The following is a 24,727-nucleotide window of genomic DNA, read 5'->3' on the forward strand; positions in this document are numbered from 1 at the left end:
CTAGCTTCCTGCCTTCGGCCGACAGAAGAGCGGCACCACTGGGCGGCGTTTTAGGAGAAATACGTGTTGCAGACAACGGCAGAAACACTTTCAGGCGCGACCGACGCCGCCGCTCCCGTCGAACTATCGCTGGTCGTCCCCGTCTTCAACGAAGAAGAAAGCGTTGGCCCGCTGGTCGATCGCATCTGCTCGGCGATGACGCGCTACCCCAACCGCTGGGAGCTCATCCTGGTCGACGATGGCAGCACCGACGCCACGCTGGTCAATGCCCGCAAGCATATCGGCCGTGACGGCCTGTCGCTTCGCATCGTGGCGCTGCAGCGCAATTTCGGCCAGACCGCCGCCATGCAGGCGGGCATCGACACGGCCACTGGCCGCCTCATCGCCACCATGGATGGCGACCTGCAGAACGATCCGAACGACATCCCGCACATGGTCGCCGAACTCGAGCGCCGCGAACTCGACCTGCTCGTCGGCTGGCGCAAGAACCGCCAGGACGGGCTTTTGCTGCGCAAGATCCCTTCGTGGTGCGCGAATTACCTGATCGGCCGCATCACCGGCGTCAAGCTCCACGACTATGGCTGCAGCTTGAAGATCTACCGCACCTCGGTCATCAAGCAGGTGAAGCTGATGGGCGAGATGCACCGCTTCATTCCGGCCTGGGTCGCCGGCGTCGTGCCGAGCTCGCGCATCGGCGAAATGGTGGTCACGCACCATGCCCGCGCGCACGGCCAGTCGAAATACGGCATCTCGCGCACGTTCCGGGTTATCCTCGATCTGCTCTCGGTGATGTTCTTCATGCGCTACAAGGCGCGTCCGGGCCATTTCTTCGGCTCGCTGGGTCTCGGGCTCGGCGCCTTGTCGGCGCTCATCCTGATTTATCTGTTCTTCGACAAGTTCATCATGGGCAACGATATCGGAGCCCGACCGATGCTCATGGTCGGCGTCGTCCTTCTTCTGTCGTCGGTGCAGATGATCACCACTGGTATCCTGGCCGAAATGATCGCGCGTACCTACTACCGCGACGACGTCTCGCCCAACTATATCGTCCAGCGGATCTTCGACGGGAATGAGAATGCGTAATCTCCTGGCGCGCAAGCCGGATGCTGTCGTCTGGCTGATCGCCGGGTATTTCTGCATCCAGTTTATTGTTCGTCTCCTGCAGCCACACGGCCTGAGATTTGACGAGTCGCAGCAGGCGTTCGTCTCGCAGTGGCTGACGCTCGGCTATGATTCGCAGCCGCCGCTCTACAACTGGCTGCAGTCGATCGTCGTCTGGTTTTTTGGCCTGTCGCTGGCAACAGTGTCCGCGACCAAGAACCTGGTGCTATTTCTCGTCTACCTGACCTATTACAAGCTTGCCCGAGAGGTGCTCGAGGACAAGCTATACGCTGTCATCGCGACGCTTTCGCTGCTGACCATCCCTCAGCTCTTCTGGGAAGCGCAGCGCGACCTCACCCACACCGTTATTCAGCTTCTTACGATCAATCTCTTTCTCTACGGCGTGATCAAGACGCTGAAGGCGCCGTCGCTCGGCTCCTATGCCTTCATGGGGCTGGCGCTCGGATTGGGGATGCTGTCGAAGTACAATTTCACGCTCGTGGCCGTGGCCACTATCCCCGCCGTATGGCTGCATCCGCAGGGACGCGCGCGGATCATGGACCGGCGTTTCCTGCTGTCGATCGCGCTTGCCGTGCTGATCTTCCTGCCGCACGGGCTCTGGCTGCTCCACAATCTTGATATCGCGTCGGGGCGTACGCTTGGGATCATGAAGCAGGAAGCGCCAGACACGGCGTTTGCGAAGTTGGTGCAGGGGCCATTCAAGTTCCTGCGGCTTGTCTTGGTTATCATGGCGCCGACTGTAATCGTCTACGCGATCGTCTTCGGCCGCTCCTTCTGGAAAAGCCTTCGCGCATCGTCCGAATGGACAAGGTTCTTCACGGCGCTGTTCGTCACCATCGCGCTTCTGGTGCTCGTTCTGGTCGTCACCATCGGCATGACCTCGCTGCGCGACCGATGGCTATTGCCATTCCTGTTCCTCATGCCGATCTATTTCTGCTTGAAGATGCAGGCTGCCCGCCATCGCTCTGATAATCACTTCCGCCGCTTCATCGTCGTGCCGCTGGTTCTGATGATCGTCATCCCGACGGCGTTGCTTGCCAGGCCGAACCTGCCCACCTTGTTTGGTCGGTACGAGGCCTACAACGTGCCCTATAGCGGCTTTGCCAAACACATTGCTGCCGAGGAGAGCAAGACGCCAGGTCTCATCGTGACCGACAGCTGGCTGCCGGCCGGAAACCTGCATCTGCAATGGCCCGATGTGCCGCTGATGTCGCGGTTCTTCGACAATATGAAGATCGCCTACGAGTGGACAGCTGACCGGCCGATCCTGCTTGTGTGGATCACCAAGGACAGCGGAGAAGCTCTGCCGCCCCTGCTCGCCGAATGGATCACGCAAAATCTCGGCGAGCAATATAGCGCCGTCGACGTGAAGAGCACCTCCGTCCCCTATCATCGGGGACGGCCCGAGGATCAGGTCGGGTTCAGCTACGTCTGGATCTACCCGAAGTAAGCGGGTCTCAAGCCCTGAGTTCCTTCCACGCAGCGTCCAGCGCAAGCTTGGCGATGCGTCCCATTTCGTCCACTTCCTCATGGCTGATGATCAGCGGCGGGGATGCGAGCATGCGGTCGCCGGTGGCGCGCAGGATGAGGCCGTGGGCGAGCGCATGATTGCGCACCAGAGTGCCGACGGCATCGGGCTTCTCGTAACGGGTGCGGGTTTTCTTGTCGGCTGTGAGCTGCAGCGCTGCCATCAGGCCGATGCTCTGGGTCTGACCGACGAGGTCGTGCTCGCCGAGCGCACCCCAGACCTTGGCGAAGTAAGGGCCGATATCGTCGCGGACGCGCTCGACCAGCCTTTCATCCTCGATGATCCTGAGGTTCTCCAGTGCAGCTGCGGCGCAGACGGGGTGGCCGGAGTAAGTGAAACCGTGGTTGAAATCGCCGACCTCGTTGATGAGGACGTCGGCCACGCGGTCGCTGACCAGCACGCCGCCGATCGGGAGATAACCTGACGACAGGCGCTTGGCGATCGGCGCCAGATCCGGCTCGACGCCGAAATGTTGGTGACCGAACCATTCGCCGAGACGGCCGAAGCCGCAAATCACCTCGTCGGCGACCAGCAGGATGTTGCGCGCTTTGCAGATGCGGGCGATCTCGGGCCAGTAGGTTTCCGGCGGGATGATCACGCCGCCCGCGCCCTGCACCGGTTCGGCCACGAAGGCGGCGACGTTATCCTCGCCGAGTTCGTCGATCTTCGCTTCCAGCTCGCGCGCAACCTTGAGGCCGAACTCGGCCGGAGAGAGATCGCCGCCCTCGCCATACCAATAGGGTTGTCCGATATGGACGATCCCCTCGATCGGCAGGTGCCCCTGCTCGTGCATGTATTTCATGCCACCAAGGCTGGCGCCGGCGACGGTCGAGCCGTGATAGCCGTTCTTGCGAGAGATCACTATCTTCTTCGACGGCTGGCCGATGGCGCTCCAGTAGACGCGGGCCATGCGGAACCACGTGTCGTTGGCCTCGGAACCGGAGCCCGTGAAGAACACGTGGTTGAAGCGCGGGCCGGCATGGGCCGTAACCTTTTCGGCAAGCAGGGTCGTCGGCGTCGTCGTGGTGCCGAAGAAGGTGTTGTAATAGGGCAGTTCGTTCATCTGCCGCGCCACCGCCTCGGTGATCTCGTTGCGGCCATAGCCGACATTGACGCACCAGAGGCCGGCAAAACCATCGAGATATTTGCGGCCATGATTGTCCCAGACGTGCACGCCCTCGCCGCGCTGGATGATGCGGGTGCCATCCGCATTCAGCTTCTTCATGTCGGAGAACGGATGCAGATGATGAGCGGCATCGATGGCGGCGAGATTGGAGCGCGCGTAAGTATCAGACATGATTTGCTAAACACCCTCGGATATTGAAAGCCTCTTCCCAATGAGCTACGACCTTGGCCTTGTCCGAGGGGATTTTCAAGATCATGGCGAGCGACAACATGCACGGCAAAGCTGCGGGTGGCGATCCGCGCATCGAAATCCTGCTGGTCGGCATGAATGGCGACCTGCGCGGCAAGCAGATCCCTCTCGAGGCGCAGAAGAAGGTATGGGCCGGCGAAGTCCGCCTGCCCTCCTCCACGCAGTCGCTCGATATCTGGGGCGACGACAATGACGATATCACCGGGCTGTCGCTCTCCGTCGGCGATCCCGATGGACACTGTCTTCCCGACCGGCGCAGTCTTGCGCCGATGCCTTGGGCGCCGGAGGGCTCGGTCCAGGTGCTCGCCACCATGCATGAATTCGACGGCACGCCGAGCTTCATGGACCCGCGCGCCATCCTGCAATCGGTGCTCAACCGCTACGCCGAGCGCGGACTGACGCCCGTTGTCGCAACGGAACTCGAGTTCTACGTGGTGGCGCCCGACTGGCGCGAGACCGGCCGGCCGATGCCGCCGGCAAGCCTGACCTATCAGGGCGATCCGAACGGCTTCCAGCTCTACGACATGAGCGCCGTCGATGCGCTCGACGATTACCTGCAGACGGTGCGCACATACGCGAAGGCGCAAGCGCTGCCGGCAGATGCGACGACGGCTGAGTTCGGCCCCGGCCAGTTCGAGATCAACCTTTTGCACCGCGCCGACGCGCTGGCGGCGGCCGACGACTGCATCTACCTGAAGCGGATCGTGGAACAGGCAGCGCGCAAGCACGGGCTGAAATCCACCTGCATGGCCAAGCCCTATTCGGATCACGCCGGATCCGGCCTGCATGTGCATGCCAGCATCATCGACCGCGATGGACGCAATATCCTCGATGCTGGGGGTGGCGAGGCGACGAAGCTGAAATCGGTCTGCGCCGGGATGCTGCAAAGCATGCGCGATGCGCAGCTGGTGTTCGCGCCTTTCGCCAACTCCTACCGCCGCTTCCAGCCGGGTTCCTTCGCGCCTGTGGATCTCACCTGGGGCTACGGGCATCGTGGCACCGCCATCCGCATTCCCGACAAAAATGGTCCGGCGGCCCGCATCGAACACCGCGTCGCCGGTGCCGATGCCAACCCCTATCTGCTGCTAGCGGCCATCTTGGGCGGCATGCTGCTCGGGCTCGACAATGAGCTCGACCCCGGCGAGGAGACGACGCCGTCGCATATGCCTGACAATACCACCAAGCTGACGCATGACTTCTTGACGGCGGTCGAAACGTTTCGGGCGTCGCCGTTTATCGCGGATGTCTTCGGCGAGGCCTACCAGAGGCTCTACGGTGACACGAAGCGGAAGGAGGCGATCACGCACCTTCGCACCGTTTCCGACTTCGATTACCGCACCTATCTGCCGCGTCTTTAAGACGTCGGCTCGCGGCGTTCGGTCTCGTCGACCTGGGCGGCGAGCCCTTGTCGGACGAGAACCTTGAGTTCGCCGGGATGCAGTTTCAGCGCGACGTCGCGGGCGAGCGGCAACAGCTCGCCGTCCATGACGCAATTGGCCTTCGAATGCACCTTCGGGAAGTGCAGATGCACTTCGGCCGGGTGCATGATCATCACGTCGGCGTTTTCCCTCACCTTCCCGCGCAGGAGATCGATGGCGAGCCGCGCCACGCCCCATGGCTTCAAGGGCTTGGCGGTGTAGAAGCCGAGTTCGCCTGATGTCAGCGTATCGGCGTAAAGCAGCGCATTCTCGCCGAAGGGGTTGTTCGATACCGACACGGCCGAGACCTTGCGGCGTTCCTTGATGCCTATAGCCTCGAACTCGACCTCGAACTCCGGCGGATTGAGCACGACGCCAAAAGCCGCGCGGGTACTGGCGCGCATTTTTCCCAGCCGGGACCGATAGCTGTAGGAATTGCGATAGCGGACCATGCGCGCATGAAGACCGGCGGAGAACTGGTGGATGAAGGGGCGGTCGTTGGCGCTGGCGATGTCGACATGATCGACCTCACCCGAGGCCAGAACATCGAGCGCCTGCCAGATATCGAGCGGAATGCGCAGTGATCGCGCAAACAGGTTCATCGTCCCGGCCGGAATCACGCCGAGCGCCACGCCGTTCTTCCAGGCGATCGAGGACGCCGCCGAGATGGTGCCGTCACCGCCGCCGGCAACGATGCCGTCGATGTCGTCGCGGCGGGCGGCGCGCTCCATGGCCGGAACGATCTCCTTGCCCGGAAAGACCACCGCCTCGAAATCATGGCCGGCTTCGCGGAAAACCCGTTCCGCATGCTTCTCGTACGCCTCCATGTCGGTCGTGCGAAAGGTGCCGCCATCGCGGTTGAAAAAACCTATAAGCTTCATCGAGTTCCCGTTATTCATCGGCTGACGCGCTGCTTAGAAATGGTTGCTGTGCGTGCAATTTCAAGCAGATGGCATGTCAAATGACGCCGTTACGCACGCGTTCAGCCGGCACGCCGCCTACGTATGCGCCAGGCGGGATGCTGCGCTGCATAAAACGCACATGACGGCTCCCGACAAATCGTAAATTAATACCGTGTTGGAGCAGGCGCTCCATCTCCCTCATTTTCCGCTTGTCCGTCTGGCAGTGACACTTCATTGCGCGACTGTTCCAAGCCATTGCATGCCCGAAGGAGCTCGCGCTTGAGCCAGGTCGCCGTAAACGATTCCATCGCCGACATCCCCGTTTCCGAGGCGCCCTCGCCCATGGCGGTCGCGCTCGTGCAGCTGGCGCTGGCCTGTGGCGGCTTCGGGATCGGCACCGGCGAATTCGCGATCATGGGCCTGCTTCCCAATGTCGCCGGCACGTTTTCCGTCACCATCCCGCAGGCCGGCTATGTCATCAGCGCCTATGCTCTTGGTGTCGTGATCGGCGCTCCCGTGATTGCGGTGCTGGCCGCCAAGATGGCGCGCCGCTCGCTGCTCTTGCTGCTGATGGGGATCTTCGCCGTCGGCAATATCACGAGTGCCATGGCTCCCTCGTTCGAGAGCTTCACCGTGCTGCGCTTCATCACCGGCCTGCCGCACGGCGCCTATTTCGGCGTGGCCGCGATCGTCGCCGCATCGATGGTGCCGGTGCACAAGCGCGCCCGCGCCGTTGGCCGCGTCATGCTGGGCCTGACGATCGCGACGCTGCTCGGCACACCGCTCGCCACCTTCTTCGGCCAGTCGCTCGACTGGCGCGTCGCGTTTACCGCTGTCGGCGTGATCGGCCTCCTGACCATGGCGCTGATCTGGTACTACGTGCCGCGCGATGAGGTGTCCGAGGGTGCGAGCTTCATGCGCGAACTCGGTGCCTTCAAGCGCCCGCAGGTGCTGCTGACGCTTGCGATTGCGGCCGTCGGCTACGGCGGCATGTTCGCGATGTTCAGCTATATCGCCGACACGACCACTGATGTCGCCATGCTGCAGCCCGGCATGGTGGCCGTCATGATGGTGCTATTCGGCGTCGGCATGAACGCCGGCAATGTCGTCGGCTCGTGGCTCGCCGACAAGTCGATCATGGGCACGATCGGCGGCTCGCTGGTCTTCAACATCGTCGTGCTGACGCTGTTTTCGCTGACCGCCTCCAGCCCGTTCATGCTCGGCCTTTGCGTCTTCCTGATCGGTTGCGGCTTCGCGGCAGGTCCGGCGCTGCAGACCCGCCTGATGGATGTCGCCGCCGATGCGCAGACGCTGGCCGCCGCCTCCAACCACTCCGCCTTCAACATCGCCAACGCGCTCGGCGCGTGGCTCGGCGGCCTCGTCATCGCCTGGGGCTATGGCTCGGCTTCGACGGGTTATGTCGGCGCGATCCTGTCGGCGCTCGGCATCGTCGTCTTCGCGGCCTCGCTACGCCTCGACCGCCGCAGCCGCGGCTGACCCTCCACAGGCCGCCACATCCCTGAGGTGGCGGCCACTGGGGCGGCAGGATATGTTTTCCTCGCCCCACGCTGCCAAGGCGGCGATGACGGGCTTCAACGTCTTGCCGAGCGGCGTCAGCGCGTAATCCACGCGCGGCGGCACGACGGCAAACACGGTGCGCGACACCAGACCGCATTCCTCCAGTTCACGAAGCTGTTTAGTCAGCATCCGCTGCGTTACCGATGGCAGCTTGCGGCGCAGTTCATTGAAGCGCAGCGTGCCCTCCATCAAGTGAAAGAGGATCACGCCCTTCCACTTGCCATCCAGAAAACTCAACGTCGCCTCGACGGGGCATCCGGGGAAGTTCTCGGTCAGCTTGTCTCTCGGCAACGACATTTGACGGTATCCTTTTGGGTACTACGTACAGAATTTGTGCATTCTTGCGGATGTCCAACGTAAGACGCATCTAGCATCCGTGCAACAAACACTGGAGTCTTTCATGCGCGCCGTCGCCTACACCACCCCGCAGCCCATTTCCGCCGAGACGTCGCTGATCGACGTCGACCTGCCGATGCCTGAGGCTACCGGCCACGATCTCCTGGTCGAGATCAAGGCCGTCTCGGTCAATCCCGTCGACACCAAGATCCGCATCGGCGTGGCGCCCGCGGACGGCGAGTTCAAGGTTCTCGGTTGGGACGCGGCCGGCATCGTGAAGGCGGTCGGCCCCGAGGTTACGCTGTTCAAGGTCGGTGACGAGGTCGCCTATGCGGGCGCGATCAATCGCCCCGGTTCCAACGCCGAATTCCATCTGGTCGATGAGCGCATCGTCGGTCGCAAGCCATCAAGCCTCGATTTCGCGGCCGCCGCTGCCCTGCCGCTGACTTCGATCACTGCATACGAAGCGCTGTTCGACCGCCTGAAGGTGCAGGACGCCGTACCGGGCGCCGCCAACGCCATCCTCATTATCGGCGGAGCCGGTGGTGTCGGCTCGATCGCCATCCAGATCGCCCGCGCCTTGACCGACCTCACCGTCATCGCGACGGCCTCGCGGCCGGAAACGCAGGCCTGGGTGAAAGAACTCGGCGCCCATCATGTGATCGACCATTCGAAGCCGATCGCTGCGCAGGTGGCAGCACTTGGCATCGGTGCACCGGGCTTCATCTTTTCCACGACGAACACCAGCGATCATCTGCAGGATATCGTCGAGGCCATCGCGCCGCAGGGCCGCTTTGCGCTCATCGACGACCCCAAGACGCTCGACATCGTGCCATTCAAGCGCAAGGCCATCTCGATCCACTGGGAACTGATGTTCACGCGCCCGCTCTTTAACACCGCAGACATGATCGAACAGCACAAGCTCCTGAACAAGATCGCGGACCTGGTCGATGCTGGCACCATCCGCACGACGCTGAACGAAACGCTCGGCGTGATCAATGCGGCGAACCTGACGACGGCGCATGCGATGATCGAGAGCGGGAAGACCAAGGGCAAACTGGTGCTCGCAGGCTTCTGATCGCTGCCCGCTCACCCTGATGGATGAGCTTTGCGGCACAAGAAGCGGCTTATCCATCACGCTTACCAAGAAAGCCGCGCGGCCTGCGCGGCTTTCTCGCCGCAACCACCTACCCCGCTTGACTTTTTCAGCGTTTGGGACCACCTACAGCATCACGCACGGAACGCCCGTTCCGAGCGGATATCAACGGAGCCATCTCACGATGCCAAGCGACAGTAGTAGTCGATTGCCTTTGCCGTACGCGGCCTTCGTGCGCTGACCGATATCCATCGGGCTCGCCCGTCGGACGCTGCGGCGGATCGACGGAAAGGCGAGCTATATGAACATCAATCGCTTCCCTCTGCGGGCAGGCCATGCCGCCCGTTTCTTTGCCAGCGACAGCCTCGGTGCCATCACCACGGCTGAACGCGTCGAGCGTCTGAACGCGCTCGAAATTCCAGAAGCAGCGGCTATCCTCGCCACGCTGCCGCAGCAGAAGGCCGTCCGCATACTGGGACGCCCGGAGCTGCACCATGCCGCCGCGATGCTGACCGAAATGCCGGTCGAGCAAGCCGCGCGCCTATTGAACGCCACCGCCAACGACCGCGTCGCCGACCTGTTCCAGGAAATGGACGAGGCCGCGCGCGCGCATCTGTTTTCCAAGCTTGACCGCGCGACCTGCCTCGCCGTGCAGCACCTCATGGGCTACCCGCCGCGCACGGCCGGCAGCATCATGACGACGGAATTCGTCAGCGTGCCTGCAACATGGACAGTCGAGAAGACATTGGAGCATGTCCGCAAGGTCGAGCGTTCGCGCGAGACCGTCTATGCGATCTATGTTCTTGACGTGGAGACACAGGCGCTCACGAGCGTCGTCACGCTGCGTCGCCTTATCAACGGCGAACCGCAGGCCTCGGTGCTGAGCGTCGCCCAGCAGGGCGGCATCGTTCGGGCCGATCCGCTGATGACGCAGGAAGACGTGGCACGGCTGATCCGCAAGCACAATCTGCTGGCGCTGCCTGTTATCGGCGAGAACGGCCATATGCTGGGCATCGTGACCGTCGACGACGTGATCGACACGATGATCGCCGACCAGACGGAAGACGCCCAGAAGTTCGGCGGCATGGAGGCGCTCGGAAAGCCCTACATGGCGATCAGCTTCGCCGGCATGCTGAAGAAGCGCGCCGGCTGGCTTTGCGCCCTCTTCCTCGGCGAAATGCTGACGGCGAGCGCCATGCAGCATTTCGAGGGCGAGCTGGAAAAGGCGATCGTGCTGACGCTGTTCGTGCCGCTGATCATGAGCTCCGGCGGCAATTCCGGTTCGCAGGCGACCTCGCTCATCATCCGGGCGCTGGCGCTGGGCGAGCTGAAGCTGTCCGACTGGTGGCGGGTTCTGCTGCGCGAACTGCCGACCGGCATCGTGCTCGGCTCGATCCTCGGCGCCGTCGGTTTTGCCCGCATCATCCTGTGGCAGAACGTCGGGCTTTATGACTATGGCGAGCACTGGATTCTCGTCGGCTTCACGATCTTCGCGGCGCTGATCGGGATCGTGACGTTCGGCTCGGTCGCAGGCTCGATGCTGCCCTTCGTGCTGCAGAAGCTACGGCTCGATCCGGCGAGCGCGTCTGCACCCTTCGTCGCCACGCTGGTCGATGTGACCGGGCTGGTGATCTACTTCTCGGTGGCGCTGCTGATCCTCAGCGGCACATTGCTTTAAATAGGAAAACGGGGCCGATCGGCCCCGTTTCTCATTGTCGTTCAGGCCGTTGCCTGGATGACGACAACCTGCGCGCCGGGCTCTACGCGCTCGTAGAGATCGATTACGTCGTGGTTAAGCATGCGAATGCAACCGCTCGACATGGCAAGACCGATCGACTGCGGCTGGTTGGTGCCGTGGATACGGAAATGCGTGTCGTTGCCGCCGCGGTAGAGATAGATGGCGCGGGCACCGAGCGGGTTGTTCGGTCCACCCGGCATGCCGCCGGCGAGCTTGCGGTAGCGCTCTTCGCGGCGCTGCATGTTTTCGGTCGGTGTCCAGCTCGGCCATTCGGCCTTGCGCCCGACATAGGCGCCACCTGCAAAGGCCAGCCCTTCCCGGCCGACACCGACGCCATAGCGCATCGCCTGATTGTCGCCGAGGATGTAGTAGAGGCGGCGGGCGGGCGTATCGACGACGATGGTGCCGGGGCTGTAGCTCGAGGCGTAGCTGACCTGCTGGCGACGAAGCTCCGGATCGATCTTGTCGATCGGCATGGCCGGCAGCGGAAACTTCTCGGCCGGAATGGCCGCGTAGTTGGCGCGATGATCGGGACCGCTCGAAGCGCAGCCGGCGAGAAGCGCGGAGACGCCCAGAACGAAACCACGGCGGGAAAGCGACATCGAAGCAGATCCTTAACGTTCGGTTGATGAGACCGAGGTTACGGAGACTATGGTTAATGAACTGCTAAGCGTGTGCCTGCGGTAACGCATTCGTTAAGAGGTTGTGAGGTGGCTGCTCGCACCTCAAAGCCGCAGCAGCATGGCCACGCGCCGTTCCGAATCCATGCCGTTGCTGACCTCGTCATCGATCTTGGCCCGCAGAAATGGCGGCATGGCCTCGCCGTCTACCGTTTCGAAGCCGATGGATTGGTAGAAAGGTGCGTTGAACGGGACATAGCGGTCCGTCGTCAACGTCAGCGCGGAGAGCCGACGTGTCCTTGCCATTTCGACCGCGTGGGACATCAGGCGCCGGCCGACGCCTTTTCGTTGCCAGTCTGTGCTGACATCAAGCTCGATCACATAGAGCGTGTCGTGGATTTCTTCCGCCGCGAGGAAGCCAACCGGGCGATCATCGCCGTCTGCAGCCACGATCAGCAGGCCGGCTTCAAGCGCTTTTCGCAGGATATCGTGCGGCAAGGCATGCGCCGCGTCGGAGATGCCCAACGCCTCCGCCAATGTCGCGAAGGCGTCGAGTTCGATCTCGGTCAGGCGCGGCAATTCTTCCAAGCGCGCCTGCCTGATCTCAAGGGTAGCGCTCATGGCTTATCCCTTACATATTCGGATAAACAGGCCCCTCACCGCCCTGCGGCGGTACCCAGTTGATGTTCTGGTTGGGATCCTTGATGTCGCAGGTCTTGCAGTGGACGCAGTTCTGGGCGTTGATGACGTAGGTCTCCTGCCCATCCTTCTCGACCCACTCGTAAACACCGGCAGGACAGTACCGCGTCGAGGGACCGGCGAAGATGTCGTGCTCCGACGACTTCTGCAGCGCCATGTCCTTGACCTTCAGATGCACAGGCTCGTTTTCCTCGTGATTGGTGTTCGACAGGAACACCGAGGATAGCCGGTCGAAGGTGAGCACGCCGTCGGGCTTGGGGTAGTCGATCGGCTTGTGCTTGGCAGCAGGCTCCAGCGACTGGGCGTCGGTCTTGCCGTGGCCGAGCGTGCCGAAGAAGGAGAAGCCGAAGAGCTGGTTGGTCCACATGTCGAGACCGCCGAGCGCCACGCCGATGGCCGTGCCGAACTTCGACCATAGCGGCTTGACGTTGCGGACCTTCTTCAGGTCCTTGCCGATGTCGCTTGCGCGCCATTCGTTCTCGATCTCGATGACCTCGTCATTGGCGCGGCCTGATGCGATGGCGTCGGCGATCCTGTCCGCCGCCAGCATGCCCGAGAGCACAGCGTTATGGCTGCCCTTGATGCGGGGGACGTTGACGAAGCCGGCGGAGCAGCCGATCAGGGCGCCGCCGGGGAAGGTCAGCTTCGGCACCGACTGGTAACCGCCCTCGGTGATGGCGCGGGCGCCATAGGAAAGCCGCTTGCCGCCCTCGAAGGTGGTGCGGATCGCCGGATGCGTCTTGAAGCGTTGGAATTCCTCGAAGGGATAGAGATAAGGGTTCTTGTAGTTCAGGTGCACCACGAAGCCGACGGCCACGAGGTTGTCCTCCAGATGATACAGGAACGAGCCGCCGCCGGTCTTCATGCCGAGCGGCCAGCCGAAGGAGTGTTGCACGAGGCCCTGCTTATGGTTCTCCGGCTTCACCTGCCAGAGCTCCTTGATGCCGATTCCGAACTTCTGGGGCTCGCGGTCCTTCTGCAGGTCGAACTTGGCGATGAGCTGCTTGGCGAGCGAGCCGCGCACGCCTTCGCCGATCAGCGTATATTTGCCCAACAGCTCCATGCCACGGGTAAAATTCGGGCCGGGTTCGCCGTTCTTCTCGATGCCCATGTCGCCGGTGGCGACACCGATGACGGCGCCCTGGTCGTTGTAGAGCACTTCGGTGGCGGCAAAGCCCGGATAGATCTCGACGCCCAAGGCTTCCGCGTGGCCCGCCAGCCAACGACAGACGTTGCCGAGCGAGACGATGTAGTTGCCGTGATTGCTCATTAGCGGCGGCATGGCGAAGTTCGGCAGGCGGATGGAGCCGGCCGGACCGAGCAAGAGGAAGTGGTCGTCCTTGACCTCGGTCTTGAAGGGATGATCAGCCTCTTCGCGCCAATCCGGCAGCAGGCGGTCGATGCCGATGGGATCGACGACGGCGCCCGACAGGATATGCGCGCCGACTTCGGCGCCCTTCTCCAGCACGACGACGGAGAGTTCGGGATTGACCTGCTTCAGCCTGATCGCGGCCGAAAGGCCGGCAGGACCGCCGCCGACAATCACGACGTCGAATTCCATGCTCTCGCGTTCGGGCAGTTCAGTCGCTTCGGTCATTCATCATTCTCCGCTCAGCCGGCTTTGCGGCCATAATTCCCCGTGTGTAGGCTATCTCTTGGCAAAACATGGCTGGATTGTCGAGCCGGGAAACGACAGCCAATACCCCATTTCGCGCAATGATATTCCTCTTCACCAGAGAACTACATGCCGCTTACGTCAACGTCAATAAATGAAGCGGATCAAGCTATGGCCGGCCTTTCCTTTTGATCGTCGCGCGCCCTATAAACGGAGCGAACAATAGGAGACTTCAAAATGGATCTGGGCATCAAGGGCAAGCGCGCGCTCGTGCTGGCATCGTCGCGCGGACTTGGCCACGGCATCGCGGTCGCTCTGGCGCGCGAAGGCGCCAATGTGCTTTTGTGCGGACGCAGCGGCGAAACGCTGGAGGCAAACTGCAAGGCGATCAATGCCGAGGGCAAGGGCAAGGCCGACTGGATCTGGGCCGACCTTTCAGAAGAGAACTTCGTCGAGACAGTCACGACCGCCGTCAAGAGCAAGCTCGGTGGCGTCGACATCCTGATCAACAATACCGGCGGGCCGACGCCCGGCACCACCGAGGACATGACGGCCGATCGACTAGAGACCTATTTCTTCTCGATGGTGCTCCGGGTGATCACGCTCACCAACGCGCTGCTGCCCGGCATGAAGGAACAGGGGTGGGGCCGCATCCTGACGGTGGCGTCGTCAGGCGTGATCGAGCCGATCGGCAATCTCGCGCTTTCCAACACGCTGCGCCCAGCGCTTGCCGGCTGGAGCAAGACGCTGGCGACCGAAATCGGCCGCTTCGGCATCACCACCAACCTGCTGCTGCCAGGCTCCATCCTGACAAGCCGGCTCGACGATCTCGATGGCGCCGCCGCCAAGCGCACGGGCAAGAGCATCGAAGAGGTGCGTGTCGTCAAGGAAGCGGCCATCCCGGTCGGGCGATACGGCAAGGTGGAGGAGTTCGCGGCGACCGCCGCCTTCCTGTGCAGCCAGCAGGCGAGCTATATCACCGGCAGCCTCGTGCGCTGCGATGGCGGCGCGGCGCGATCCCTCTGATCGCAAACGACAATCGGGCGCCAGCCGCTGGCGCCCGACCGCGGTTGTGTCACATTTGTGCGATCACCCATTTTTTAGAATATGCGAACATTACGAAAATTTAAGCCATTCTAACCACTTAGTGATGCCCCTGTCGGGATTGTGTCTTTTTCGTGCCGCAATAAAAGTGGTTGAATAAGTCATACTCAACAGCCCCCGACCGGTATCAACATGAAGAAACTCTGGATCACCACCTGCCTTGTTGTCGCAGCCGGCTTCGGCGCGTGGCACTATAAGGATCGCATTCCCTATCTCTCGCAATTCGGACCGAAACCGACCGCACAGGCCGATGCTTCCGGCGGCAAGCAGGCGGCAGGCGATGGAGCACAGCAGGGCGGCGACCAGAAGGGCAAGGGGCGCAAGGGCGGCGGGCCGACGCTGGTGAAAACCGTGGCCGCCGTTAAGACGGTGCTGCCGCGCGATGTCACGGCATCCGGTTGGGCCGACGCCGACGACAACACGACGATTGCTGCGCAAGAACAGGGGCTGGTGACCGAGATCATCGCCACTGATGGCTCCACCGTCAAGCAAGGCGACCTCATCGCCAAGCTCGACAACCGCACGGCGCAAGCCGCGGTCGACAAGGACAACGCGATGATCGTGCGCGATACCGCGACGGTTGCCGAGGCAGAGACGGCGCTCACGCGCGCATCCGATCTCTTGACGTCGAAAGCCGGCACGCAGCAGACCTACGACCAGGCCAAGGCGGCGCGTGACACCGCCGTCGCCACCGTGCAGGCGGACAAGGCGACGCTCGCTTCCGATCAGGTACTGCTTGAACATACCGACATCCGGGCGCCCTTCGACGGCCGCCTTGGCGACGTCGCAGTCAGCCCCGGCGCCTTCGTGACGGCAGGTGCGACGATCGTGACGATCGCAAAGTATGACCCGATCTATGTGAAATTCCACCTGCAAGAGCGTGATCTCAGGCAGCTGAAGCTGGCGCTCGCAGCCGGCCCCGTCGACGTGACCACCGTGCCGCCATCGGGCAAGGGCAAGCCGCGCACCGGGCATATCAGCTTCTACGACAACACTGTCGATACCGCTTCCGGCACCATCCTCGCCAAGGCAAAATTCGAGAATGCATCGGGCGCGCTTTGGCCCGGCCAGTCCGTCAACATCGTCGTGCACTTCAACAACAACGAACAGCAGATCGTCGTGCCGACGGTGGCGGTGAGCCCCGGCGCAGATGGCTTCTACTCGTTCGTCGTCAACGACGGAAAGGTGCGGCTCGCGCCCGTCACCGTCGCCCGCGCGAATGGCGGCTATACGGCAATCTCGGCCGGTCTTTCGGAAGGCGACCATGTGGTCATCGAGGGACAGGCGCAGCTCGTCGACAAGCAGGCCGTGAAGGAAGAATTCGATAGCAAGGCGATCAACGTCGCCTCGGCGGATCAGCCGAAGTCAACGGAAACCATCGTGGCGGGCACAGAAGAATGATACCAAATTTCTGTATCCGGCGCCCCGTCGCCACCACGCTTCTTGCCATCGGCGCCGTGCTTGCCGGCATCGCCGGCTACCAGCTCGTGCCGGTGGCCGCCCTGCCGCAGGTCGATTTCCCGACGATCAACGTCTCGGCGGCGCTGACCGGCGCCTCGCCGAAGACCATGGCGACCTCGGTCGCCACACCGCTGATCAAGCAGTTCGAAACGATCCCCGGGATCAGCGAGATCAGCGCCACCAACTCGCTCGGCAATACCAGCATCGTACTGCAGTTCGATCTCAACCGCAGCATCGATGCGGCCGCCGCCGACGTTCAAGCGGCGATCTCGCATGCGACGCGGCAACTGCCCGACAACATGACGACGCCGCCGAGCTACCGCAAGACCAACCCGGCAGACGCGCCGGTGATGTTGCTTGCGGTGCAGAGCGATACGATGCCGCGCAGCAAGCTCGACGATGTCGCGGAAAACATCATCTCACCCTCGCTTTCAACCCTGCCCGGCGTGGCCGAGGTCTCGGTCTTTGGCGCACAGACCTATGCCGTGCGCGTCGAGGTCGATCCGAACAAGCTGCTCAACCGTGGCCTGGGGATCGATACGGTCAACAAGGCGATCCAGGCTGCCAACAGCCAGGTGCCAGTCGGCACGCTGCAGAACGACAGCCAGAGCATGACGATCACTGCCGACACGCAGCGCACCAATGCCGAGCAGTTCCGCACTCTCGTCATTGCCAATCCTGGTGGCGCGCCGATCCATCTTGGCGATGTCGCCGACGTTGAGGATAGCGTCGAGAACCAGAACACCGGCAGCTGGTACGACGGCAAGCAGAGCATCATCCTGGCGATCCAGCGCCAGCCGGATGCCAACACGGTTGCCGTGGTCGATGCGATCAATGCCAAGCTGCCGGCGCTGCACGCTGAGATACCGGGATCGGTGACGACGCAGGTGATGAACGATTCGGCCAAGCCGATCCGCGACGCGATCTCGGACGTGAAGTTCACGCTGTTCCTGACGATCGGCCTCGTCGTCCTCGTGATCTATCTCTTCACCGGCCACCTGACGGCGACGATCATACCGGGCCTTGCCGTGCCGCTGTCGCTGATCACCACCTTCGGCATGATGTATGTGCTGGGCTACAGCGTCGACAACATCTCGCTGCTCGGGCTGACGCTCGCTGTCGGCCTAGTGGTCGACGACGCCATCGTCATGCTCGAAAACATCCTGAGGCATGTCGAGGACGGGATGCCGGTTCTCGAGGCGGCCATCAAGGGATCGGGCGAAGTCAGCTATACGATCATCTCCATGTCCGTCTCGCTGATCGCCGTCTTCATTCCGATCCTGCTGATGGGCGGTGTCGTCGGGCGTATCTTCAACGAGTTCGGCATGGTGGTGGCGATCGCCATCGTGGCATCCGCCATCGTGTCGCTGACAGTCACGCCCATGCTCGCCTCGCGGCTCGGCAGCGGCCACAGCCAGCCGCCTTTCTTCATTCGCTGGTTCGATGCCGGCTTCGAGCGGACGTTGCGCGGCTACGACCGTTCCGTCGCCTGGTGTCTGGCGCACCGTCCGGCCATTCTCGGGCTGTTCCTCGCCTCGGTCGGACTGACCATCTACCTGTTCATGACGCTGCCGACGAGCTTCTTCCCAACCGAGGATATCGGCCGCCTCAACATCTCGACCCGCGCCCGCCAGGATATCTCCTATCCGGCGATGAAGGACCTGCAGAACCAGGCGGCAGCGCTTGTCAAACAGAACCCGGCGGTCAACCACGTCATGTCGATCGTCGGCGGCAATGCCCGCAGCCCGCTCAACAATGGCACGATGTTCGTCGAACTGAAGGACAAGAAGGACCGGCCGCCACTCGACCAGACGCTGCGCGAACTGCGCGCCAGCATCAGCAAGATCCCCGGCCTGCAGGCTTTCATCACACCGCAGCAGAGCTTGCGCTTCGGTGGACGGCAGACGGCCAGCCAGTATCAGCTGGTGGTTCAGGCGCTGAGCGCCGACCAGACGAACCTCTGGGCCAACAAGATCCAGCAGGCAATGCACGGCGATCCGCGCTTTACCGACGTGACATCGGACGCGCAGAACAACGCGCTGCAAGCAGAGATCAAGGTCGACACGGAAAAGGCTGCCGCCTTCGGCATCACCGACGATCAACTGCGCACGACGCTGCAGGAATCCTTCGGTGGCTACGCGGCCGCCCAGATCCAGTCCACCGGAGACAGCTACGACGTGCTCGTCGAGTACGACACCAATGCGCCCTGGGATGACCAGAAACTGCAGGACATCCGCGTGGCGTCTTCGAGCGGCGCGCTCGTTCCGCTGTCGAACTTCGCGACGGTCGAGCGCACGACCGGCCCCGTGACGATCAACCAGACGGGCCAGCTGGTCTCGACCACCGTATCGTTCAACCTGCCCGCCGGCGAAGCGCTCGGCGATGCGACGGCTGCGATCGACCAGATCAAGAAGGACATCGACATGCCCTCGGACGTCTTCACGTCCTATGGCGGTACGGCGCAGATCTTCGAGCAATCGCAGGGCAACACGCCTCTCCTGATCCTGGCTGCGGTGCTGACGATCTATGTCGTTCTCGGCGTCCTCTACGAGAGCTTCATCCATCCGCTGACGATCCTCTCCGGTCTGCCGGCGGCAGCACTCGGAGCACTTCTGGCGCTCAGGGTGATGAACTTCGATCTGTCGATCATCGCGCTGATCGGCCTGTTGATGCTGATCGGCATCGTCAAGAAGAACGCGATCATGATGATCGACGTGGCGCTGGAGAACCTGCGATCCGGCACCGGCATGACCTCGTCCGAGGCCATTCACGAGGCCTGCGTGCGGCGTTTCCGGCCGATCATGATGACGACCTTCTGCGCACTGCTTGGCGCGCTCCCCATCGCGCTCGGCTCGGGCGCGAGCTCGGAGCTTCGCCAGCCGCTCGGCATCGCCGTGGTCGGCGGTCTCATCGTCAGCCAGGCGCTGACGCTGTTCATCACCCCCGTAATCTTCGTCGAGATGGGACGGCTCAGCGACTGGCTGCTCAGCCTTGGGCGGAAGAAGACAGAAGAGCAACACGAGGAGCCCGCCCGGGCCATCGCAGCGGAATGATCGAGACGGGCGCCCATCGGCGCCCGTTTCATTTTGCGCTTACGCGTCTTGAATAAGACAGACCGCTGTGGCATCACGCGCCTCTTGAATTCGGGCGTCCCTTGGCGCCCCGGCGGAGCAGTTGCTCCAGTCTCCAGCAACGATCGACATTGAGAGGTGCGAGCATGGCTCAAGCGCTAGGTTTGGACTTTGGCACGACCAACACCGTACTTGCCACTGCGGACGGGAAGACCACGCATTCCATGGGCTTCACCAGCTCGGCGGGCGAAAGCGACAGCATGCGCACCGCGCTGTCCTTCATGAAGGACGGCAAGCTCGGCGCATCGGCGCTGAAAGTCGAGGCAGGCCATGCGGCGATCCGCCAGTTCATCGACAATCCCGGCGATTGTCGCTTCCTGCAGTCGATCAAGACATTCGCCGCCAGCGCCCTCTTCCAGGGCACGCTGATCTACGCCAAGCGCCACAGCTTCGAAGACCTGATGGAGGTCTTCATCCGCCGCCTCAGCAACTATGCGGGCAGCAACTGGCCTTCGGACGTCGCGCGCATCGTCACCGGGCGGCCGGTGCATTTCGCCGGCGCGAGCCCCGATCCGGTGCTGGCGACGCAGCGTTACAACGAGGCGCTGTCGCGTTTCGGCTTCCCCGAGGTGCACTATGTCTATGAGCCGGTGGCGGCCGCCTTCTATTTTGCGCAGAACCTGAAAAGCGACGCGACGGTGCTGGTCGCCGACTTCGGCGGCGGTACGACCGACTATTCGCTGATCCGCTTCGAGACCGTCGCTGGCCAGCTGAAGGCAACGCCGATCGGCCATTCCGGTGTCGGCATCGCCGGCGATCACTTCGACGCGCGCATCATCGAAAACGTCGTTGCGCCTGAAATCGGCAAGGGGAGTCATTTCAAGAGCTTCGACAAGGTCCTTGAAGTGCCGACCAACTACTACTCCAGCTTCAGCCGCTGGAACCAGCTGTCGATCTTCAAGACTTCGCGCGAATACGAGGACCTGAAGAAGCTGGTCCGCACGGCGCTTGAGCCGGAGAAGCTGGAGCTCTTCATCGATCTCGTCGATCATGACGAAGGCTATCCGCTCTACCAGGCGGTGTCCGCCACGAAGATGGCGCTGTCGGCCTCCGAGGAAGCCGAATTCAACTTCTCGCCGCTTGGCCGCGCCGGGAAGCGCATGGTGGCCCGCGCCGATTTCGAGAACTGGATTTCGGACGATCTCGCCCGCATCGAAGGCGCGCTCGACGATGTGCTCGAAAAGACCAACACGGAAGCGGGCGCGATCGACAAGGTGTTCCTCACCGGCGGCACCTCCTTCGTTCCGGCGGTGCGCCGCATCTTCACCGAGCGCTTCGACACCGATCGTATCGAGACCGGCGGCGAGATGCTCTCGATCGCACACGGTCTGGCGCTGATCGGCGAACGCGACGATATCGCGCAATGGACGGTGCAATAGGCCGGGATGTGTCGGCTGCGCACTTTCATTGAGGCCTCAGCTTCGGTAATGTCGCGCCCATGATCTCCGTCAACGACCTCTCTCCAGGCGAACTCGCAGCCCTTCTGCATTTCCATGCGGATGCCGGCGTCGAGTGGCTGCTGGAAGACGAGGCCGTCGATCGCTTCGCCGAATTCGAGGCGATGAAGGCGGCGCGCCGCAGCGCCGCCCCTGCCCCGCAGGCGGAGGCGCGCGAGACGGCATCCCGCGCACCAATGGCTTCCGCACAGCGCGGTGCGCCCCAGCCCGAGCGGTCGGCGCAGCGGCCTCAGCCGGCGATCCCCGATGGCGAGGCGATCCAGCAGGCGCGGTTCGCCGCCGAAAGCGCGCGTTCTCTCGCGGAGCTTAAGACCGCGCTCGAAGCCTTCAACGGCTGCAATCTCAAGCACAGCGCGCGCTCGACGATCTTTGCCAGCGGAGATCCTGCGAGCGGCATCATGCTGATCGGCTCGGCGCCCGGCGCGGAGGACGACCGCGAGGGGCAGCCGTTTGCCGGACGTCCAGGCCAGCTGCTGGACAAGATGCTTGCCGCGATCGGGCTCGACCGCGCCGGCATCCTGTTAACCCAGGTCATTCCGTGGCGCCCGCCGGGCAACCGCGTCGCCTCCCCCGCCGAGATGGATATCTGCCGTCCCTTCATCGAGCGGCAGATCGCGCTTGCCGAGCCGAAAGTGATTCTCCTGCTCGGGAATTTTGCCGCTCGGGTGTTTTTTGGCGAAGGCGACACCATTCACGGCTTGCGCGGCCAGTGGCGTGAAATTGCCGCAGGCGACCGTGTCGTCCCCGCCATCGCCACGCTCCATCCGCAGGACCTGTTGACCGCGCCGGTCAATAAGCGCTTGGCCTGGAACGATTTATTGGCTTTTCAGGCGAAACTGACAGAAATCAATTCTGCCTCCTAAATAACCAACATTGACAGATTTGCGACGATACCCATGCGCAAAACGCATGCCTGCCGCGTATTCCTATGCCTTGTGAAATCTATTGTGCGCTGCAATATTAGCATTGTGTCTTGGGAGGAATCACTAAGGAACCAAGGCAATGAGCAACACTCGTCGTCCTACACACTGCAGATTTGAAACCTTGAGAAACGCAAACAGCAACGGCCGCACCACGCAGAGCTACTGCCGCACCGGCTTCGCCACCAACGAGCAGATGATCGCTCGTGGTACTGGCGCGAGCGGTCGCATCGTGCGCCCCGCTGCCATCTTCGCGGATTTCCAGCAGTATTGATCGCAGGGCGCGGCCACTCGCCGTCCCTGCCGTTTATCGGCTTATTCTCATGACGACACGCCTCATCTCACTTCTCTGCAAGATCGACGCAATCGAGCATATCCGCGCCGCCTTGTGCGCAGCGGAAGCCTACGATCGCGAATCCTGACGCGTCGCCATCGGCGCACGCCAGAGCCGCCGCGGCGGCCTAGCTCTCTCCCGAAATCTGACTTGCCGCGTGAAACGCCTGATCGACATAGGCGAACTTGATCGCCTGCCACTGGCAGTATTCCTCGACGAACGCGCGCGATATCCATAGCGACGGCTTCTTCATATCGATATCCCAGCCCATGCAGCCATCCTGCGCCGCCTTGGCGAAGAGGCGCTGCATATGCGTGCGCGATATCATGAAGTCGGCTGCCAGCGCCCTGCTGTCGATCGGCCCGACGAAGAAGCGGTCGGGATGCTGCTCTTCCGGGTCGATCCTCGACATCAGATAATCGACGATAAGGCCGCCGGCGTCGTTCCACATAAACATGCCAACGCGCTCCGGCGGCTCACGCCAGGCCGTGTCGCGCAGGCAATCACGCGCGATACGCGGCTGCATCAGCCCTATCCACTGAGGGTTTGCCTCGAAGCGCTCCGCCCTATTGCCGTCGTCGAGGACGTCGAGCGCGAGCAGGTTGGACCAAACCCAGTTGACCATTGCCTGCTGCGCGATTTCGGCCACCTCGTAGCGACGCGGCCGCTTGCGCTCTTCGCCCGGAACGCAGGTGATGAACCTGTAAGTGGCGAGTTCATCGATATAGCTACGAATGGTGTTGCGGCTCGCGGCCTTGAAAGCGGTGATCTCGGTCGTCAGTGCCGTGGCCGTCAGCCCGGACGTTGGATCACCATCGACGCGCTCCATGCTGAGCGCATAGGCGACTTGTGTGAGCAGCCACCGCTGGTGCGATGCGAGCAAGCGCGCAAGCCTTGGGCCGGCATCGAACATGTTGCGCATGCGGCTTGCGTGAAATCGAATACCCAAAATAAACTTGGGGTCGGCGATCAAGTCTGCGGCACTAAACGGCATTGGTCTCCCGGACGGCACTCGACTTGCCCATGCACAAGCTCAACAATGCGAAGCCGTCACTTATTCTCAACATCATGACATATAAATAAATGAAAATTGTTCATGTTCACAAAGCATGCGCAATCGCCCGGCGCTACCCTCAAATTTTGTAGGGACGAGCGCGCGACGTCAAAAACGCATGAATTTTGCGACACTTAGCCGCACCATTTCGTGAGAACCGCGTTACGGGGAACTGGCTTTCCGCGCAGCCGCCCGCTCAAGCTCCAGCTGATGCTCGCGATAGATAATGAAAATGCCGGCGGAGACGATGACGGCGGTTCCGATCAGCATGCTCGTGGTCGGGATATCGTCGAACACGAAGTAAGCGAGCACACTTCCCAGGACGATCGATGTGTATTCGAATGGCGCGATCGTCGAGACATCCGCATGGCGATAGCTTTCTGTGAGCAGGATCTGCGCGATACCGCCGCAGAAGCCGGCGGAGATCAGATAGAGTTGCGGCGCGAGATCGAGCAGATCCCAGCCGAAGGGCACGGTGAACAGCGAAAACACCGAGGCCGTGATCGAGAAATAGAGCACGATCGTCGAGGTCTTCTCTTCTTCCACCAGCTTTCTCACCTGGATCATCGCCAGACCGCCGAGAACTGACGCCAGCAACACCGTGACCGCGCCGATTGCCTGCGCCGTCTCCACGCCACCATCACGAAAGAGTGTAAGCTTCGGCCAGGACACGATCGCCACGCCGATCAGGCCGACGAACACCGCGCTCCAGCGATAGATGCGCACCGTCTCGCCAAGAAGCAGCGCGGCGAAGATCACCGCGATCAGCGGCAAGGCATAGCCGAGCGCGATCGCCTCGGGCAGCGGCAGGTGTAGCAGGCCATAAAAGCCCAGGCCCATCGAAATGATGCCAAGCGTGCCGCGCTTGAGGTGACCGACAGGATTGGCGGTGTAGAACGACGTCTTCAACTGTCCGCGATAGGCCAGAAATGCCATGATCGGGAACAGGGCGAAAAACGACCTGTAAAAAGTAACCTGGCCGGGCTGGATGCCGGCGCCAGCAAGCTTGATGAAGGTCTGCATCGCCAGAAAGAAGACGACGGAGGCGACTTTGCACGCGATACCTCGCATCGGGTTTTCGAATACCGGCCGCATGTCAGAAACTCGCGAATTCACCAATTGAACGTCGGGGGATCGCACCGGATTCGATGCATGCTCACTTTGACAGGGTTTCTGCTAAAGAACAGGTGAAAACGCCGGATGCGCGAATTTGGTCGTCTTTTTGCCCAGACCATCCCA

20 protein-coding genes are annotated in these 24,727 nt (G+C 62.2%); 12 read left to right on the forward strand and 8 right to left on the reverse strand.

All coding sequences use genetic code 11. The annotated features are described in order from the left end of the window. Positions 1-66: 66 nt before the first annotated feature. Both ACODTZ_RS14510 and ACODTZ_RS14515 read left to right on the forward strand, forming a co-directional pair. The gene (locus ACODTZ_RS14510; protein WP_111561523.1) at positions 67-1,083 is read left to right on the forward strand and encodes a glycosyltransferase family 2 protein; all 1,017 of its coding nucleotides are present in this window, start codon (positions 67-69) and stop codon (positions 1,081-1,083) included. After that, entirely contained in the window at positions 1,076-2,572 is a 1,497-nt protein-coding gene (locus ACODTZ_RS14515) for a glycosyltransferase family 39 protein (RefSeq protein WP_489026512.1), read from the forward strand. Before ACODTZ_RS14510 ends, ACODTZ_RS14515 begins: the two co-directional genes overlap by 8 nt. Positions 2,573-2,579: 7 nt before the next feature. On the opposite strand, the gene ACODTZ_RS14520 is transcribed toward ACODTZ_RS14515, so the two are convergent. After that, positions 2,580-3,947, reverse strand: a complete 1,368-nt coding sequence (locus ACODTZ_RS14520; protein WP_489026514.1) for an aspartate aminotransferase family protein — start codon at positions 3,945-3,947, stop codon at positions 2,580-2,582. Between the two features lie 83 nt (positions 3,948-4,030). Here ACODTZ_RS14520 and ACODTZ_RS14525 point away from each other — a divergent pair, with 83 nt between their 5' ends. Further along, entirely contained in the window at positions 4,031-5,383 is a 1,353-nt protein-coding gene (locus tag ACODTZ_RS14525; RefSeq protein WP_489026516.1) for a glutamine synthetase family protein, read from the forward strand. On the opposite strand, the gene ACODTZ_RS14530 is transcribed toward ACODTZ_RS14525, so the two are convergent. Next, entirely contained in the window at positions 5,380-6,324 is a 945-nt protein-coding gene (locus ACODTZ_RS14530) for a diacylglycerol/lipid kinase family protein (RefSeq protein WP_489026517.1), read from the reverse strand. The genes ACODTZ_RS14525 and ACODTZ_RS14530 overlap by 4 nt on opposite strands. A 300-nt stretch (positions 6,325-6,624) precedes the next feature. Here ACODTZ_RS14530 and ACODTZ_RS14535 point away from each other — a divergent pair, with 300 nt between their 5' ends. Continuing rightward, entirely contained in the window at positions 6,625-7,842 is a 1,218-nt protein-coding gene (locus ACODTZ_RS14535) for an MFS transporter (protein ID WP_489026519.1), read from the forward strand. Here the strand turns inward: ACODTZ_RS14535 and ACODTZ_RS14540 are convergent. Then, positions 7,813-8,220 carry a winged helix-turn-helix transcriptional regulator gene (locus tag ACODTZ_RS14540; protein WP_489026521.1) on the reverse strand — a complete coding sequence of 136 codons (408 nt, stop codon included), beginning with the start codon at positions 8,218-8,220 and terminating at the stop codon, positions 7,813-7,815. The genes ACODTZ_RS14535 and ACODTZ_RS14540 overlap by 30 nt on opposite strands. Before the next feature lie 103 nt (positions 8,221-8,323). Between ACODTZ_RS14540 and ACODTZ_RS14545 the strand changes: the two genes are divergently transcribed. Further along, positions 8,324-9,337, forward strand: coding sequence for a zinc-binding alcohol dehydrogenase family protein (locus ACODTZ_RS14545; RefSeq protein ID WP_489026523.1), 1,014 nt, complete (start codon positions 8,324-8,326; stop codon positions 9,335-9,337). 319 nt (positions 9,338-9,656) lie between these two features. Then, the gene (gene mgtE, locus ACODTZ_RS14550) at positions 9,657-11,033 is read left to right on the forward strand and encodes a magnesium transporter (protein WP_112980829.1); all 1,377 of its coding nucleotides are present in this window, start codon (positions 9,657-9,659) and stop codon (positions 11,031-11,033) included. Positions 11,034-11,074: 41 nt separating this feature from the next. On the opposite strand, the gene ACODTZ_RS14555 is transcribed toward mgtE, so the two are convergent. From ACODTZ_RS14555 to ACODTZ_RS14565, 3 genes are all read right to left on the reverse strand, one after another. Then, positions 11,075-11,695, reverse strand: coding sequence for a L,D-transpeptidase (locus ACODTZ_RS14555; protein WP_111561050.1), 621 nt, complete (start codon positions 11,693-11,695; stop codon positions 11,075-11,077). Positions 11,696-11,818: 123 nt separating this feature from the next. Continuing rightward, positions 11,819-12,334 (reverse strand): GNAT family N-acetyltransferase, encoded by a 516-nt coding sequence (locus tag ACODTZ_RS14560; protein WP_489026526.1) that lies wholly within the window; start codon positions 12,332-12,334, stop codon positions 11,819-11,821. A gap of 10 nt (positions 12,335-12,344) precedes the next feature. Then, positions 12,345-14,009: an electron transfer flavoprotein-ubiquinone oxidoreductase gene (locus ACODTZ_RS14565; protein ID WP_489026527.1), complete on the reverse strand. Its 1,665-nt coding sequence runs from the start codon at positions 14,007-14,009 to the stop codon at positions 12,345-12,347. Between the two features lie 255 nt (positions 14,010-14,264). On the opposite strand from ACODTZ_RS14565, the gene ACODTZ_RS14570 reads away from it, so the two are divergent. From ACODTZ_RS14570 to ACODTZ_RS14595, 6 genes are all read left to right on the forward strand, one after another. Further along, on the forward strand, positions 14,265-15,053 hold the full coding sequence (locus ACODTZ_RS14570; RefSeq protein ID WP_489026529.1) for an SDR family oxidoreductase: 789 nt from the start codon (positions 14,265-14,267) through the stop codon (positions 15,051-15,053). Positions 15,054-15,263: 210 nt separating this feature from the next. Continuing rightward, complete coding sequence (locus ACODTZ_RS14575; protein ID WP_489026531.1) at positions 15,264-16,532, forward strand: efflux RND transporter periplasmic adaptor subunit; 1,269 nt, start codon at positions 15,264-15,266, stop codon at positions 16,530-16,532. Then, positions 16,529-19,645, forward strand: coding sequence for an efflux RND transporter permease subunit (locus ACODTZ_RS14580; protein WP_111561046.1), 3,117 nt, complete (start codon positions 16,529-16,531; stop codon positions 19,643-19,645). Before ACODTZ_RS14575 ends, ACODTZ_RS14580 begins: the two co-directional genes overlap by 4 nt. A gap of 164 nt (positions 19,646-19,809) precedes the next feature. After that, positions 19,810-21,102 carry an Hsp70 family protein gene (locus ACODTZ_RS14585; protein WP_489026533.1) on the forward strand — a complete coding sequence of 431 codons (1,293 nt, stop codon included), beginning with the start codon at positions 19,810-19,812 and terminating at the stop codon, positions 21,100-21,102. A 59-nt stretch (positions 21,103-21,161) separates the two neighbouring features. After that, positions 21,162-22,043, forward strand: a complete 882-nt coding sequence (locus tag ACODTZ_RS14590) for a uracil-DNA glycosylase (protein ID WP_489026534.1) — start codon at positions 21,162-21,164, stop codon at positions 22,041-22,043. A gap of 181 nt (positions 22,044-22,224) precedes the next feature. Then, a complete protein-coding gene (locus ACODTZ_RS14595) occupies positions 22,225-22,374 on the forward strand; it encodes a hypothetical protein (protein ID WP_018898858.1) in 150 nt (49 codons plus the stop codon). Positions 22,375-22,561: 187 nt separating this feature from the next. Here ACODTZ_RS14595 and ACODTZ_RS14600 read toward each other — a convergent pair whose 3' ends face one another. Both ACODTZ_RS14600 and ACODTZ_RS14605 read right to left on the reverse strand, forming a co-directional pair. Further along, entirely contained in the window at positions 22,562-23,428 is an 867-nt protein-coding gene (locus ACODTZ_RS14600) for a hypothetical protein (protein ID WP_489026536.1), read from the reverse strand. A 222-nt stretch (positions 23,429-23,650) separates the two neighbouring features. Continuing rightward, positions 23,651-24,583, reverse strand: a complete 933-nt coding sequence (locus tag ACODTZ_RS14605) for a DMT family transporter (protein WP_489026537.1) — start codon at positions 24,581-24,583, stop codon at positions 23,651-23,653. Positions 24,584-24,727: the final 144 nt, after the last annotated feature.

This window comes from Rhizobium sp. FG113 (assembly GCF_057809895.1).

Bases quoted from the DNA above. Each gene is read 5' to 3' on its own strand.
- ACODTZ_RS14515 (WP_489026512.1), top strand. From the start codon at position 1,076: ATGCGTAATCTCCTGGCGCGCAAGCCGGATGCTGTCGTCTGGCTGATC.
- ACODTZ_RS14520 (WP_489026514.1), bottom strand. From the start codon at position 3,947: ATGTCTGATACTTACGCGCGCTCCAATCTCGCCGCCATCGATGCCGCT.
- ACODTZ_RS14525 (WP_489026516.1), top strand. From the start codon at position 4,031: ATGGCGAGCGACAACATGCACGGCAAAGCTGCGGGTGGCGATCCGCGC.
- ACODTZ_RS14530 (WP_489026517.1), bottom strand. From the start codon at position 6,324: ATGAAGCTTATAGGTTTTTTCAACCGCGATGGCGGCACCTTTCGCACG.
- ACODTZ_RS14540 (WP_489026521.1), bottom strand. From the start codon at position 8,220: ATGTCGTTGCCGAGAGACAAGCTGACCGAGAACTTCCCCGGATGCCCC.
- ACODTZ_RS14545 (WP_489026523.1), top strand. From the start codon at position 8,324: ATGCGCGCCGTCGCCTACACCACCCCGCAGCCCATTTCCGCCGAGACG.
- mgtE (WP_112980829.1), top strand. From the start codon at position 9,657: ATGAACATCAATCGCTTCCCTCTGCGGGCAGGCCATGCCGCCCGTTTC.
- ACODTZ_RS14555 (WP_111561050.1), bottom strand. From the start codon at position 11,695: ATGTCGCTTTCCCGCCGTGGTTTCGTTCTGGGCGTCTCCGCGCTTCTC.
- ACODTZ_RS14560 (WP_489026526.1), bottom strand. From the start codon at position 12,334: ATGAGCGCTACCCTTGAGATCAGGCAGGCGCGCTTGGAAGAATTGCCG.
- ACODTZ_RS14565 (WP_489026527.1), bottom strand. From the start codon at position 14,009: ATGACCGAAGCGACTGAACTGCCCGAACGCGAGAGCATGGAATTCGAC.
- ACODTZ_RS14570 (WP_489026529.1), top strand. From the start codon at position 14,265: ATGGATCTGGGCATCAAGGGCAAGCGCGCGCTCGTGCTGGCATCGTCG.
- ACODTZ_RS14575 (WP_489026531.1), top strand. From the start codon at position 15,264: ATGAAGAAACTCTGGATCACCACCTGCCTTGTTGTCGCAGCCGGCTTC.
- ACODTZ_RS14580 (WP_111561046.1), top strand. From the start codon at position 16,529: ATGATACCAAATTTCTGTATCCGGCGCCCCGTCGCCACCACGCTTCTT.
- ACODTZ_RS14585 (WP_489026533.1), top strand. From the start codon at position 19,810: ATGGCTCAAGCGCTAGGTTTGGACTTTGGCACGACCAACACCGTACTT.
- ACODTZ_RS14590 (WP_489026534.1), top strand. From the start codon at position 21,162: ATGATCTCCGTCAACGACCTCTCTCCAGGCGAACTCGCAGCCCTTCTG.
- ACODTZ_RS14600 (WP_489026536.1), bottom strand. From the start codon at position 23,428: ATGCCGTTTAGTGCCGCAGACTTGATCGCCGACCCCAAGTTTATTTTG.
- ACODTZ_RS14605 (WP_489026537.1), bottom strand. From the start codon at position 24,583: ATGCGGCCGGTATTCGAAAACCCGATGCGAGGTATCGCGTGCAAAGTC.